This window comes from Corynebacterium gottingense, assembly GCF_002285125.1.
GTDB lineage: Bacteria > Actinomycetota > Actinomycetes > Mycobacteriales > Mycobacteriaceae > Corynebacterium > Corynebacterium gottingense.
This window is the reverse complement of record NZ_NSGN01000006.1, coordinates 1-13,471: the sequence shown is the minus strand read 5'-3', so window position 1 is coordinate 13,471 and position 13,471 is coordinate 1. Positions and strand designations below refer to the sequence as shown.

At 60.9% G+C, this 13,471-nt stretch carries 12 protein-coding genes; 10 read left to right on the top strand and 2 right to left on the bottom strand.

Translation table 11 applies throughout. The features are described 5' to 3' along the window. Positions 1-53: 53 nt before the first annotated feature. Genes nirB through glmS form a run of 3 tightly spaced genes read left to right on the top strand, consistent with a single transcriptional unit; the run spans position 54 to position 4,884 of the window. Complete coding sequence (nirB, locus tag CKJ82_RS06795) at positions 54-2,588, top strand: nitrite reductase large subunit NirB (protein ID WP_095537554.1); 2,535 nt, start codon at positions 54-56, stop codon at positions 2,586-2,588. 34 nt (positions 2,589-2,622) lie between these two features. Then, on the top strand, positions 2,623-2,967 hold the full coding sequence (nirD, locus tag CKJ82_RS06790) for a nitrite reductase small subunit NirD (protein ID WP_095537553.1): 345 nt from the start codon (positions 2,623-2,625) through the stop codon (positions 2,965-2,967). Between the two features lie 48 nt (positions 2,968-3,015). Beyond that, a complete protein-coding gene (gene glmS / locus CKJ82_RS06785) occupies positions 3,016-4,884 on the top strand; it encodes a glutamine--fructose-6-phosphate transaminase (isomerizing) (protein ID WP_095537552.1) in 1,869 nt (622 codons plus the stop codon). Positions 4,885-4,893: 9 nt separating this feature from the next. On the opposite strand, the gene CKJ82_RS12160 is transcribed toward glmS, so the two are convergent. Beyond that, entirely contained in the window at positions 4,894-5,163 is a 270-nt protein-coding gene (locus CKJ82_RS12160) for a hypothetical protein (protein WP_420838553.1), read from the bottom strand. Positions 5,164-5,187: 24 nt separating this feature from the next. On the opposite strand from CKJ82_RS12160, the gene CKJ82_RS06775 reads away from it, so the two are divergent. Beyond that, complete coding sequence (locus tag CKJ82_RS06775; RefSeq protein WP_095537551.1) at positions 5,188-6,489, top strand: glycoside hydrolase family 32 protein; 1,302 nt, start codon at positions 5,188-5,190, stop codon at positions 6,487-6,489. A gap of 19 nt (positions 6,490-6,508) precedes the next feature. Further along, positions 6,509-7,306, top strand: coding sequence for a sulfite exporter TauE/SafE family protein (locus CKJ82_RS06770; protein ID WP_095537550.1), 798 nt, complete (start codon positions 6,509-6,511; stop codon positions 7,304-7,306). Between the two features lie 43 nt (positions 7,307-7,349). Here the strand turns inward: CKJ82_RS06770 and CKJ82_RS06765 are convergent, their stop codons facing one another. Continuing rightward, entirely contained in the window at positions 7,350-8,165 is an 816-nt protein-coding gene (locus tag CKJ82_RS06765; protein WP_158221603.1) for a formate/nitrite transporter family protein, read from the bottom strand. A 361-nt stretch (positions 8,166-8,526) separates the two neighbouring features. Here CKJ82_RS06765 and rplN point away from each other — a divergent pair, with 361 nt between their 5' ends. The 5 genes from rplN (at position 8,527) to CKJ82_RS06740 (ending at position 12,685) form a co-directional block, all read left to right on the top strand. Continuing rightward, the gene (gene rplN, locus CKJ82_RS06760; protein ID WP_095277925.1) at positions 8,527-8,895 is read left to right on the top strand and encodes a 50S ribosomal protein L14; all 369 of its coding nucleotides are present in this window, start codon (positions 8,527-8,529) and stop codon (positions 8,893-8,895) included. A gap of 3 nt (positions 8,896-8,898) precedes the next feature. Next, positions 8,899-9,213: a 50S ribosomal protein L24 gene (gene rplX, locus CKJ82_RS06755; RefSeq protein WP_095277923.1), complete on the top strand. Its 315-nt coding sequence runs from the start codon at positions 8,899-8,901 to the stop codon at positions 9,211-9,213. Position 9,214: 1 nt separating this feature from the next. Next, the gene (rplE, locus tag CKJ82_RS06750; RefSeq protein ID WP_095537549.1) at positions 9,215-9,793 is read left to right on the top strand and encodes a 50S ribosomal protein L5; all 579 of its coding nucleotides are present in this window, start codon (positions 9,215-9,217) and stop codon (positions 9,791-9,793) included. 315 nt (positions 9,794-10,108) lie between these two features. After that, on the top strand, positions 10,109-11,971 hold the full coding sequence (locus CKJ82_RS06745; RefSeq protein ID WP_165765401.1) for a DarT ssDNA thymidine ADP-ribosyltransferase family protein: 1,863 nt from the start codon (positions 10,109-10,111) through the stop codon (positions 11,969-11,971). A gap of 12 nt (positions 11,972-11,983) precedes the next feature. Continuing rightward, positions 11,984-12,685, top strand: coding sequence for a DarT1-associated NADAR antitoxin family protein (locus CKJ82_RS06740; protein ID WP_205691394.1), 702 nt, complete (start codon positions 11,984-11,986; stop codon positions 12,683-12,685). Positions 12,686-13,471 lie beyond the last annotated feature (786 nt).

The following is a 13,471-nucleotide window of genomic DNA, read 5'->3' as shown; positions in this document are numbered from 1 at the left end:
CGATCGGGGGTAATTGGCGCAGCCGCGCCGCCCCTACTGCAAAGGACGGTTTTATGAGTACGCAGACCACCCATGCCGAGATTCTGGTCGTGGGCTTCGGCATGGTTGGGCACCGTTTTGCCCAAGAGCTTTCGGCGCGGCGTCCGGACGCGCAGATCACGGTGATCAACCGTGAGACCGAGGATTACGCCTACGACCGCGTGCAGCTGTCCAGCTACGTGGGCAACTGGGATCGCGAGGCGCTCTACCTCGACCGTCTCCCGGAAAATGTCACGGTGGTGACGGGGCGCGCGGTGTCGATTAAGCCAGAAGCCAAGGAGCTCGTGCTTGACGACGGTCGCGTGTTCACCTACGAAGAACTCGTCCTTGCCACCGGCTCGCGCGCTTTCGTGCCGCGCCTCCCGGGCAATGAGCTGCCACAGGTGCACGTCTACCGCACGCTCGACGACATGGACGGTATCCGCGCGGCGATCGAGGGCGTGGTGGGCACGCACGGCGAAGCGACCGCCGTGGTGATTGGCGGTGGCCTCCTTGGGCTTGAGGCGGCAGGCGCTGCTCAGCACATGGGCGCGAAAACACACGTTGTAGAAATGGCCCCGCGGCTCATGCCGTTGCAGGTGGATGACGCAGGCGGCGAGATGCTCTCGCAGGCGATCCGCCAGATGGGCGTGGACGTCCACGTCGGGGTGACCAGTCGCGCCATCGAGCCGTCGACGCAGCGCGAGGGGGCCGTCGTGTTGGACCTGGGTGACGACGGGCAGATCGAGACCGACCTGGTGATCTTCTCCGCCGGCATCCGCCCGCGCGACACGATGGGCCCGGACGCTGGCCTGGAACTGGGGCCGCGCGGCGGCTTCCTCACCGACCGCCAGTGCCGAACCTCCATCGAGCACATCTCCGCCATCGGCGAGTGCGCAGCGGTGGATGGCAAGACGTACGGACTGGTCGCGCCCGGCAACACCATGGCGGAGATTGTGGCCGCACGCCTGGCGGGGGAAGAAGGTCCTGATTTCGAGGACCCGGATATGTCCACCAAGCTCAAGCTCATGGGCGTGGACGTCGCCTCCTTCGGCGACGCGTTCAATGCCGACGAGGGCCACAAGGAGCTGCATATCCAGGACCCGGTCTCGGGCGTGTACAAGAAGCTCATCCTGGATGCGGAAGGCAAGCGCCTCATCGGCGGAATTTTGGTCGGCGAGGCCTCGAACTACTCGATGCTGCGCCCGATGGTTGGCTCCGAGCTGCCGGGCGACCCTGTCAGCCTGATTGCCCCCGAGTCTGGGGCGGGGACCACCGCCATTGGTGCAGGCGACCTCCCGGACGCAGCGCAAATCTGCTCCTGTAACAACGTATCCAAAGGCGACGTACGCGCGGCAATTGGCCAGGGGTGCCATTCTGTAGAAACGCTCATGAGTGCAACCCGCGCCGGTACTTCGTGCGGGTCCTGTATCCCGCTGCTCAAGGGCATTTTGGAAGCCGAAGGCATTGAGCAATCGAAGGCCGTGTGCCCCCACTTCCAGCAATCGCGCGCCGAGCTGTTCGAGATTGCCCGCTCCACCGGTATTACGGATTTCCCCACCTTCATCGAGCGCTTCGGCACCGGCGGTGGCTGCGAAGTGTGCAAGCCAACCTTTGCCAACATCGTGGCCTCCATGCATACCGAGGACCACGTGCTCGACGGCGCGACCGCAGGCCTGCAGGACACGAACGACCGCATGCTGGGCAACATGCAGAAGAACGGTACCTACTCCGTGATCCCGCGTCAGCCGGCGGGCAACGTCACCCCGGAGCAGCTGCAGGAGATGGGCAGCATCGCCGAGGACTTCGGTTTGTACCTGAAGATCACTGGCGCGCAGCGTATCGCGATGTTCGGTGCACGCACCGAGGACCTTCCGGAGATCTGGCGCCGCCTGATCAACGTGGGCATGGAGTCTGGCCAGGCTTACGGCAAGTCGCTGCGCGCGGTGAAATCGTGCGTGGGTACGGACTGGTGCCGCTACGGCCAGCAGGATTCGGTGGCCATGGCGATTAACCTGGAGCTGCGCTACCGCGGTTTGCGTTCGCCGCACAAGCTGAAGATGGGCGTTTCGGGCTGCGCCCGCGAGTGCGCGGAGGCACGCGGCAAGGATATCGGCGTGATTGCTACCGAGCAGGGTTGGAACCTGTACGTGGGTGGTAATGGCGGCGCGACGCCGCGCCAGGCCGAGCTGCTGGCCAAGGACCTCACCGAAGAAACCCTGATCCGCTACATCGACCGCTACCTGGCCTTCTACATCCGCAATGCCGACCGTCTGCAGCGCACCGCCGCCTGGCAGGCCGAGGTTGAGGGCGGATTGGACCACATCCGCGATGTGGTGGTGGATGACTCGCTGGGTATCGCCGATGACCTGGAGGCGTTCATGGACCACCACGTGGCCAACTACTCCGACGAGTGGCAGGACGTGCTCAACGACCCGGAGAAACTCAAGCGCTTCGTGTCCTTTATCAACGCGCCGGATATGCCGGACCCGACGGTGCAGTTCGAGGAGCACCCGCAAGGTGGCCGCAAGGTCCCGCTGATGACCCCGACCATCGGCGCGGCGAACTAGCCCGCGCGTATCACCTGAGAGAGGGAGAAAACCAATGGCAGACACAGTGATTTGTGCACTGAAGGACCTTTCGGTGGGCGTGGGCGCTGCGGCGCTGCTGCCCGGTGAGGTGCAGGTGGCGGTCTTCCGCCTCCACGCCGCCGATGGCGAGCAGCTGTACGCGGTGGACAATATCGATCCGTACACCGGCGCCGGCGTGCTCTCGCGCGGTATCGTGGGGGAGGTCGATGGGCGCCCCACGATTGCTTCGCCGTTGCTCAAGCAGAGGTTCTATCTTGACGACGGTGCATCGTTGCAGGGAGACAACCACACCATCACCACGTACGCGGTCCGGGTGGACGGCGAGGGCGACAACGCAAAGGTTGTCGTATCCAATTAAGCGCGCGCGAACTCGGAGCAATGGTGTACCCCGTGTATTCTGGTCGCTATGTGTGGAATCGTTGGATATATTGGTGACCCCGCGTCGGGCGAGCACGACGCCCTGGGCGTGATTATTGAAGGTTTGCGCAGGCTGGAGTACCGAGGGTACGACTCAGCTGGCGTCGCCGTGATGAGCGGCAACGCTATCGAGCACCGCAAGAAGGCGGGCAAGGTCGCAGACCTGGAGGCGGAGATTGAAAAGGCCCCGCTCCCGGGCTCCAACTTGGGCATTGGCCACACCCGCTGGGCCACGCACGGCGGCCCGACCGACGCGAACGCGCACCCGCACGTAGTGGGCAACGGCCGCCTCGCGGTGGTGCACAACGGCATCATTGAGAACTTCGCCTCCCTGCGCCACGAGCTGGAGGAGAAGGGCCACACCTTTATTTCCGAGACCGATACTGAGGTCGCCGCGACCGTCCTGCTCGATGTCTACGACAACGAGGCTGACGGCGACCTGACCAAGGCGATGCAGATCACCGCGAACCGCCTCGAGGGTGCCTTCACCCTGCTGGCCATCCACGCGGATCACCCGGACCGCATCGTCGCTGCGCGCCTGAACTCCCCGCTGGTCATCGGCCTGGGCGAGGACCGCAACTTCCTCGGTTCCGATGTTTCCGGCTTCATCGAGTTCACCCGCGACGCGGTGGAGATGGACAACGGCCAGATTGTCACCCTGACGGCGCACGATTACGAGATCACCTCCTTCGACGGCGAGCAGGCCGAGGGCAAGCCGTTCCGCGTTGAGTGGGACGTCACCGCAGCGGAAAAGGGCGGCTACAACTCCTTCATGGAGAAGGAGATCCACGACCAGCCGTCGGCAGTCCGCGACACGCTCTACGGTCGTTTCAACGAGGAGGGTGCCCTGACGCTGGACGAGCTGCGTATCGACGAATCGCTGCTCCGCTCCATCAACAAGATCATCATCGTCGCCTGCGGCACCGCCTCCTACGCGGGCCAGGTCGCGCGCTACGCCATCGAGCACTGGTGCCGCATCCCCACGGAGGTGGAACTCGCGCACGAGTTCCGCTACCGCGACCCGATCGTCAACGAGCAGACCCTTGTGGTCGCCGTGTCCCAGTCCGGCGAGACCATGGACACCCTGATGGCCGTGCGCCACGCCCGTGAGCAGGGCGCGAAGGTCATCGCGATCTGCAACACCGTCGGTTCCTCCATCCCGCGCGAGTCCGACGCGGTCCTGTACACCTACGCCGGCCCGGAGATCGCCGTGGCGTCCACCAAGGCGTTCATCTCCCAGATCGTGGCGTCCTACCTGCTCGCCCTGTACCTGTCCCAGGTGCGCGGCGACAAGTACGCGGACGAGATCCGCGGCGTGGTGGATGAGCTGCAGGCCATGCCGGACAAGCTGCAGAAGGTCCTGGACAACGAGGACCAGGTCAAGCAGCTGGGCAAGGACCTGGCAAGCGCCAAGTCGGTGCTGTTCCTGGGTCGCCACGTGGGCTTCCCGGTCGCGCTCGAGGGCGCGCTGAAGCTCAAGGAGGTCGCGTACCTGCACTCGGAGGGCTTCGCCGCCGGCGAGCTCAAGCACGGCCCGATCGCGCTCGTGGAGGAGGGGCAGCCGGTGTTCATCATCGTGCCCTCCAAGCACTCGCGCAATAACCTCCATGCCAAGGTCGTCTCCAACATCCAGGAGGTCCGCGCCCGCGGCGCCGTGACCATCGTGATCGCGGAGGAAGGCGACGAGGACGTCAACCAGTACGCCAACGAGGTCATCCGCATTCCGGCGTCCGCCGGCCTCATGCAGCCGATCCTGTCCACGGTGCCGCTGCAGATCTTCGCCTGCGCCGTTGCGGAGGCCCGCGGCCTGAACGTGGATCAGCCGCGCAACCTGGCCAAGTCTGTGACTGTGGAGTAGCAGCCGAAGCTAGCGCAGCGCACGCCCGCCCTGGAAGGCAAGAAAGTCTTCCAGGGCGGGCGTTTCTGCTCCCGTGCGCGAGACAGTGAGCTCAGCCGCGTGGGCGGCGAAGGACAAGATGTCCGCCCACTCGTCCTCCCGGAGCGCGAGGAGGCCCTCACGGCCGAGCGCGCGGGCGACGTTGAACGGGCCGCCACCAAGCGCAGGCTGGAGCGGCCCGAGCGCGTCGGTGGCGGTGGGCACGAGGTCAACGCGGGCTCCGCCACACACGGTAATCATGCCCCTCACCCTAAACTATGCACCATGACGTACCGCCCGAAGTTTCACCTCACCCCGCCCCAGGGCCGCCTCAACGACCCGAACGGGCTCACGCTGATCGGCGACGAGCTCCACGTGTTTTACCAGCACGACCCGGCCTTCCCGCACGGGCGGCGCCGCACTGGTTGGGGCCACGCGGTGACCAGGCTTGGCAGCGGCGAGTTCTACCACCTGCCCGACGCGCTCTACCCGGATTTTCCGTACGACGCGGACGGCTGCTTTTCGGGGTCTTCGATGGTGCACGACGGGCGCATGCGCCTGTTCTATACCGGAAACCTGGACGCCGACGCCGAGCACGAGCACCGCACGAGCCAGAACGTCGTGGAGGTGGAGGACATCCAGGGGCCGCTGGGCGGGACCTACCGGCGGCGCGCCGACAATCCGATCATCAACGGCTTCCCGGAGGGATTCACCTCGGACTTCCGTGACCCCCACGTGACCCAGGCCCCGGACGGCTCGTGGCGGATGCTTATCGGCGCGCGCAGCGAGTCCAACACGGGCGCGGTCGTGGTGTACACCTCCGACGATTTGGAGTCGTGGGAGTACGCCGGCCCCATCGAGTTCGTTGGCTTGGACTACAACACCGCGTCCGCACACATGTGGGAGTGCCCGAACCTGGTGCGCATGACGGATCAGTCCACCGGCGAGGAGCTCGATGTGCTCGTCTTCTGCCCGCAGTTCGCGGACTCTGACGAGTGCGGCTACGTCGTGGGCCGTCTCGAAGGCCTGCGCTTCGAGGTCATCACGGGCTTTACCCCGCTGGACTACGGCCACCAGTTTTACGCCCCGCAGCTCATCAACTTCGGCCCCGGCGCACTCATGCTGGGCTGGATGGGCCTGCCCGCCCGCGACGACACGCCCACGCTCGCCGCGGAGGGGTGGGTGCACCAGCTCACGCTTCCCCGGGAGCTTTCGCTTATCGACGCCACCGTCCACACCACCCTCCGCCTCCCCCACAACGAAGACGAGATGGTCGTGTGGCGCAGCGAGCTCGGCGCCGAGCCGCGCGCGGCCGAGCTCGTCGACGTGGACGACAACGTCGGCGCGACCATCGCCTGGGCGCCGCACCCGGCCGCGACCACTGGTGCGGTCCGCGGCACGCTGTCCGTCACCGTCGACGGTTTCATGCGCTGGGCGGACTGCGCCGCAGGTGAGCTGGTGTGCACCGCGGACGGGGCGGCGCTTGAGGTCACCGGCGGTGGCGGGGAGGTAGCGTTCTCCTCGGCTGTGTTCGCACCTGACGCGAACGAGTGGGCCGGCTTCCGGGCCGGAGAATCAGCGATGTAGATCAACAGAGGAGGACGAAATGGAGCCGCTGAGCGCGCTGCTGTTATTTGTGATGGCGATGATGGCGGGAGCGATTAATTCCGCGGTGGGCTCCGGCTCGCTGCTCACGCTTCCGGTGCTCATGGCGCTGGGGTTGCCGCCCGGGGTGGCGGTGCGCACGAATACGACGGGCATGGTGTTCGCGTCGTTCGGCTCGGTGCTGGGGTACCGGAAGGAAATCAAAGGGGAACTCCCGTACCTGGGGCCGATGATCGTGGTGACCATTTTGGCGTCCGGCACGGGCTCGTTGCTGTTGTTGTCGTCGCCGTCGAGCACGCTGGACTTTGTCGTGCCGGTGCTCATCGTGGTGGCGCTGCTCATGGTGATTTTCCAGCCGAAGCTCACCGCGTGGCTCGGGCAGCGAGCTGCGGCGGGGGCGCCGGGGGAGCCGGGCGGTGCTGTTGGCCAGGCGTGGAAGCGCCCCCAGCTGATCGCGCCGATGGGGGCCGCCGCGGTCTACGGGGGCTACTTCACCGCCGCGCAGGGGATCTTGTACATGGCCATTATGTCCGTGGCGACGGGGCGTTCGCTCAAGGATGTCAACCCGGTGAAGAACTTCTTGTCCCTGTTTGTCAACATCACCGCGGCGCTGGTGTACCTCGTTGCGTGGGCGTTCTTCGGGGCGGAGATTGTGTGGCTCGGGGTGCTCATCGTTGCCGCGGGCGGCCTGATTGGCGGCGTGGGCGGATCGCAAATAGCAAAGCGCCTTCCAAACTCCGTACTGCGCGGCATCATCGTCGTGGTGGCGTTGGTGGCGCTTGTGCGGCAGTTTGTGTAGGCGCTTGGGAAAAGGGACGCATCCGCGCCCCGGGGGAGAGTACTTAGACCGTCTTGTGGCCGATTGGGAAGCTGCGCAGCGGGGAGACGCCGCGGTTCAGCCAGGCGTAGACGCCGCCCATGATGAGGCCGCCGCCGACGTAGTTGCCCAGCCAGACGAACAGCCAGTTGGACAGGCCGTTGGCCAGGGTGAAGCCCTCGAAGTGCTCCGGGCCGATGCCGTAGCCGGAGAGGGAGAAGATGACGAAGGACGCGATGGAGTGCTCGTAGCCCATCGCCGCGAAGGACGGGATGACCAGCACGATGGCGATGAGCTTCGCGCTAAAGTCCTTTCCGGCCTGGACTGCCATGAGGATGCCGATGTTCACCACGGCGTTCGCGAAGATGCCCTCCAGGAAGAGGTGCGCCGGGTCCTTGGCCAGCTTGCCCGCGGTGGCGCCGTAGAGGAAGTTCTCTGCGGTGACGGTGTCGAACGCGGTCGTCTTGGTGATGAAGTACGCGGTTATCAGGACGCCGAGCAGGTTGAACAGCGTGCACACGACGACGGCGAAGAACGCTTTGAACCCGGGGACGCGACCGGTGATGGTGCCGTAGGTGGCGTACATCATGTTGCCGGTGGCCAGCTCGGCACCGAGGACGATGATGATGTAGAGGGCGGTTGCGAAGATTGGGGCGAAGACGTACTTACCGAAGCCGGGGAGCTGGGCCTCGACCGAGGTCGCTGCGACAGCGGCGAACGCGGTGATGATAGTGAGGAACATGCCAGCGAGCATGGAACGTACGGCGAACTTGGGGAGTTCGTGGGTGAAAAGGTACGCCTTAAAGCCGATTGATTCGGCCAACGTGCTGTCGAAGTTCATAGGTAACACCATACGTGGTTTAAGCTGCGCAATGCTAATTCTGCGCAGGTGATCCTCGCCACCATGCCCCCGTTATTGCCCCCGTTGTGGGCATTGCCACGAACCGGGACGATCGGCGCCGCGACAATGGTATCGGATTTGGGTTTCGGGCGCATATCGTGCTTTAATACTGCAGTTGTCTCTCGCTGGTCGGGTTGTAAGCGCGTTTCCGAGCTGAAAATCCGAGACCCTTCGACACCAGCTTGCGGCTGAAGGGCCGGGGCGGTGTTCGTCGATAAGCGAAGGCATGCAAGTAAGCACATGACCACGTGCGTACAGGACGGAAATCTGACGCACATCGATCCAGGTCAGGAGACCAACTGTGATTCAGCAAGAATCGCGTCTGAAGGTCGCCGACAACACTGGTGCACGCGAGCTGCTGTGCATCCGCGTTCTTGGCGGTTCTGTTCGACGCTTCGCCGGTATCGGCGACACGATCGTCGCCTCTGTGAAGGAAGCTACCCCGGGTGGCAACGTCAAGGAGGGTGAGGTTGTCAAGGCCGTCATCGTCCGCGCCACCAAGGAGACCCGTCGTCCGGACGGCTCCTACATCTCCTTCGACGAGAACGCTGCCGTTCTGATCAAGAACGACACCGAGCCGCGCGGTACCCGTATCTTCGGCCCCGTTGCTCGCGAGCTGCGCGACAAGAAGTTCATGAAGATTGTTTCTCTCGCACCGGAGGTGATCTAACTTATGAAGATCAAGAAGGGCGATATGGTCCAGGTCATCTCTGGCAAGGACAAGGGCGCGCAGGGCAAGGTCATCGAGGCCTACCCGAAGCGTGACAAGGTCCTCGTCGAGGGCGTGAACCGTGTGAAGAAGCACGTTGCAAACTCGTACAACGAGCGCGGCGCCGAGTCCGGCGGCATCGTCACCCAGGAAGCACCGATCCACGTGTCCAACGTGATGGTTCTGGATTCCGACGGCAACCCGACTCGCGTCGGCTACCGTTTTGACGAGGACGGCAACAAGGTCCGCGTAGCCAAGTCGAACGGGAAGGACATCTAGCATGAGCGAGAACTACACCCCGCGTCTGAAGACCCGCTACCAGGACGAGATCCGCAACCAGTTGAACGAGAAGTTCAGCTACGACAATGTCATGCAGATCCCGGGCCTGACCAAGATTGTTGTCAACATGGGTGTTGGCGACGCCGCACGAGACTCCAAGGTCATCAACGGCGCACTCGAGGACCTCACCGCGATCACCGGCCAGAAGCCGCAGATTCGTCGCGCGAAGAAGTCCATCGCTAACTTCAAGCTCCGTGAAGGCATGCCGATCGGCGCGAAGGTCACCCTCCGCGGCGACCGCATGTGGGAGTTCCTGGACCGTCTCCTGACGGTCGCTCTCCCGCGTATCCGCGACTTCCGTGGCCTGAACGACAAGCAGTTCGACGGTGCAGGTAACTACACCTTCGGCCTGACCGAGCAGACCATGTTCTACGAGATCGACATTGACAAGATCGATCGCGTCCGCGGCATGGACATCACCGTCGTCACCACCGCGACGAACGACGACGAGGGTCGCGCGCTGCTGACGCACCTCGGCTTCCCGTTCGCCGACAAGGACGGCAAGATGAAGCGCGCATAAGCGCTTGCTTGATCGCTTGACGACGATGCCCCCGGCTTGGAGCCGGGGGCATTTTCGCGTTTGCGGCCTAGAAGAGCCGGGCTGAGAGATTGGCGCGTTGAGGGCGTGGTCAACTATTTTGGAAATCGATCTCGAGCATCGAGTCGCACGTGAAAGCCTGGAAAAGCTTGCCACCTGTACCTTATGTGATCGTCTGGAGGCATGGAGGGCGCGACAGAAACTTCGACAGCAAAAAGCCTCTTCAGATCCGGGCAGAATGAGTCGTGTATATTCGGAAACCGAGCACTTCCCCTATTGGCCCTCTGGAGCAGGTCGATGGTCGATTTTTCAGAACCCTTGCGCGACTCCTTAGTTGCACGACTGCTTGGATCTAGTGAACTGCAAACCAGTAACAGCGCGGTCCAGGATCGCGCTTATTCTCGGTTTGCTGACGACACCGTTGGTCTCGTTGATGGCTATCTTTCCTCGGATGGTCTGAACATCGATTGTCTGGAATTCTTCAGGACTTCGGAGCCCCACGTGGAACATTACCGTAAGTCGATGTCAGAATTTTTCGGTGCAAGATTTCCTAATCAACGATTGTCCCGCAGCCTCCTGGATTTGTGGGCGGATGCGTTGTCTCTGCCTCTGACGCTTGCTTCTTTCGGTTCGAAGATTGATCGAGAAGTAGTCAATCTCCAATTGGTGAATTTCGCTAGAGCGAGGGGCCTCAAAGTAGCGGTAGTTACATCCCTTCTCGGTTCGGATGGAACGCGGTACGCCACTTCTAATCGACTTCGTGATCACGAATGGTTGGGCTCAGACCGAAATTTTATCTCCCCGGACGACCCCGTTGGTGCAACGCACCCTAACGACAACAATCAGCGATTTATAGCTGCGGAAAATGCAACGTATTTTTCCAACCCTGCCACGCCAAACAATTGCGGAAGAGTGGATTTTGGGAGCCTCGAAGAATTTTTAACAAGGTTGGAGGATCCGTTTGAGAACTATGACCTGTTAATCTTCCAGGCTTCTGCCGGAGCTGCAGTTTTTGACGTATTGGTTTGTACCTTAATCGCACACCACACCGTCGTCGAAACGCTTGACACTTCTGAAAACACTAGTGAGGCTGCCCTAGATCCTAAAGAACCGAAAATTGAAAGATCGGCGTTGCCGCAGCATTTGCAATGCATGGGTGGGGGGATGCGCTTGGTAAGACAAGTTTCGGACCGAATGTCGGAAATTGTAGGACGGCAATACAGCGAGGTATATAAGGTCTCTGGGGAGGATCTCGCCTTTGGTGCGTCTTCTATGGATCTAGGTGTGCATAGCGGAGTGCCCGAGGGTCCTTCGAATTTGGCAGATCGGACAGCGGGTGAACGTCGCAGCAGGAATGGTTCGATTGCGGAGCTACCGGTCTGTTCTACGATTCGTCTTAATTCAGGGAACGAGGAAAATGTCTCGACCGTCGATAGGCACGCTAGGCAAGGCGTGAGAGATTTTCTGCTAAAAGACCGTGGAATTAAATACTTTGTGCATTTCACTACGCTTCGGAACTTGAAATCCATAAGTGCTAAAGGAATTTTACCCAGAAGTGAAGTTGGCACTTTTCCGGAGGCGCAACGTGGGGGCCTTGATTTTCCAGACCCAGTCAGACTGGACGGTGCGCCTTTTAGAACGTGCTTGTCAATTTCTTACCCAAACCTGTCGTATGTCTACCACCTTATCTATTCAGATCGAATTTCTCGTGACCAAATTGTGTACCTTATCGTTAGCGCTGAGAAGTTGCTTTCAGGTGGCGAGACGAATATCTTATTCTTTCCTGAAAACGCGGCTTCGAAATCACAGACCGAGGATCGCAGGCCCAAGACAGGGCTTTCGGCGGCCCAAGGCCTTTTCGAAAATGAACTTCGCTTGGGAGAATGGGTGACGACAAGAACTAGAGAAAAAATACCGAGGTGGTGTCCGACCCATCCTCAAGCGGAGGTTCAATTCCGTGGAAGGATACCAGCTGAGTGGATAGAGTATGTCGTAGTGCATGAGCCGTCCATGCTGGAGCATGCGCGAAACTGCTCGAAATTACTTGGCGTTCCCGTCTACAGGAAGTTTCAAATTGACTTTGAGGGGCCCTCTATAAACAAGTTGCCAGCGTGGTGGGATAGCTACCGCAATGAGAAGAAGCAGCAAAGTAGTGCTTAAGGAGTCCAAGCTATGGCAAAAAGACCTGTTTTTGTGCCTAACGGGGATCGACCGTTTGTGACAGCGGTCGAAACAGAGTTTGAGTTTTTTTCTGGCTTCGCCTCATCTCAAAAAAAGAAGTCAATAAGGAGTCTTCATGAAGCGTTTTCCGCTCAAAATGGTCCAGCGAAGCTTCTTGAGGTGTCATCGAAATCAAGCGAAGAATTGGGCGTTCGTCTTAGCGCTTTCAACTTGAGTTTGCGGAAAAGTGCTAATTTCTCTGTGGAATCTCTTTTTCAAGGATCGAAAGTATTCGCTTCTGGTGGCCCATATACTGATTTGTACGGTCGGCCCGCACATGAAGCAAAACGTGATGTCAGACTTAAAAACAGTGGAGAGCTAACGTCATTTTCCTATTTCGGTAGAAATTTCCCGTTGCGACCTACTACGTTCTTTTACAATTGGCTTTATATTAATACTCTTGCGCTGCAGCCTGATTTGGTTGCATCGCTGGTTGATTTTAATGCGTTTACGGATATCGAGTTTAACCCAAAGCGGTCTATAAACTGCCAGGCTGCAGCGGTAGCAACGTGTGTTGGTCTCCGTGGTGTGGGTCTTTTAGACGACGCGCTGGAGTCTTCGGAAGCATTCCTGGAAGTCGTATATGGCGATTCTCTTGATGAGCATGTAGAAACTTCTTCTGGAACGGCTTCAGAGCAAACAACTCTATTTTAATCAAAGTGTGTGCATCTTCACTGTCTGTTGGGCAGTTTCGAAAAGAATAACGGTTGGGACTCGCGCAGTGCGATGAAACGCCCGCGCCTGAATGGAGCTTTTGGCGGGAGTGGGGCCGGAGAATCTGCTGTGGGTTGGATAGTAGCGATTCATGACTTCCCGCCACAGCCCATATCAACCCAAAACGCCACCAGGATCTTGCCCTTGACGTGGCGCGACTCCGCGCGCGAAGGCGTTGCGGAATGGATTGGTTAGCCCACGCCTTTCTATCAGGCTGACAAACTGGACGCGTCCGGTGCCGTCGGGGCGAACGGGGGAACTAAAAGCTCGCCTCAAACTCCGCTGTGCAGTGGCGCACGCAGGGGCTGGCAACCTGAGTGATTACCGCCGGCAGGCCGCGACGGCCTGTCTCCGCGTCCTGATCGAGAGCGTGGCCCGAGCACTTTGACCATCCGGCTGCCGCGCTCCACGGAGCGGAACAGGCCCAGCAGCTTATCGCTGCTGATCACGTGTCCAGGACCTTATTGAATCGCACGCTCGCCACCGTCGGCAAGAAAGTGCTCCTGCTAGTTGCTCGTCGCGTCGGTGCCGGCAGGGGTGACCGGGGATTCGCAGTACCCGGAGAAAGTAGTGGTGACGTGCGTGCTGGCGAGCTTGGTTGTTGCGCGCGTGCATTTAGTAACACCGTGGTGAGTATCGAGTAACGCGATGGTGAGTATCGAGTAACACTGCAGTTTTCGGGGGAAACTCTTTGGTGACCGCGTGACTTCGGGGCACGCGGCATTG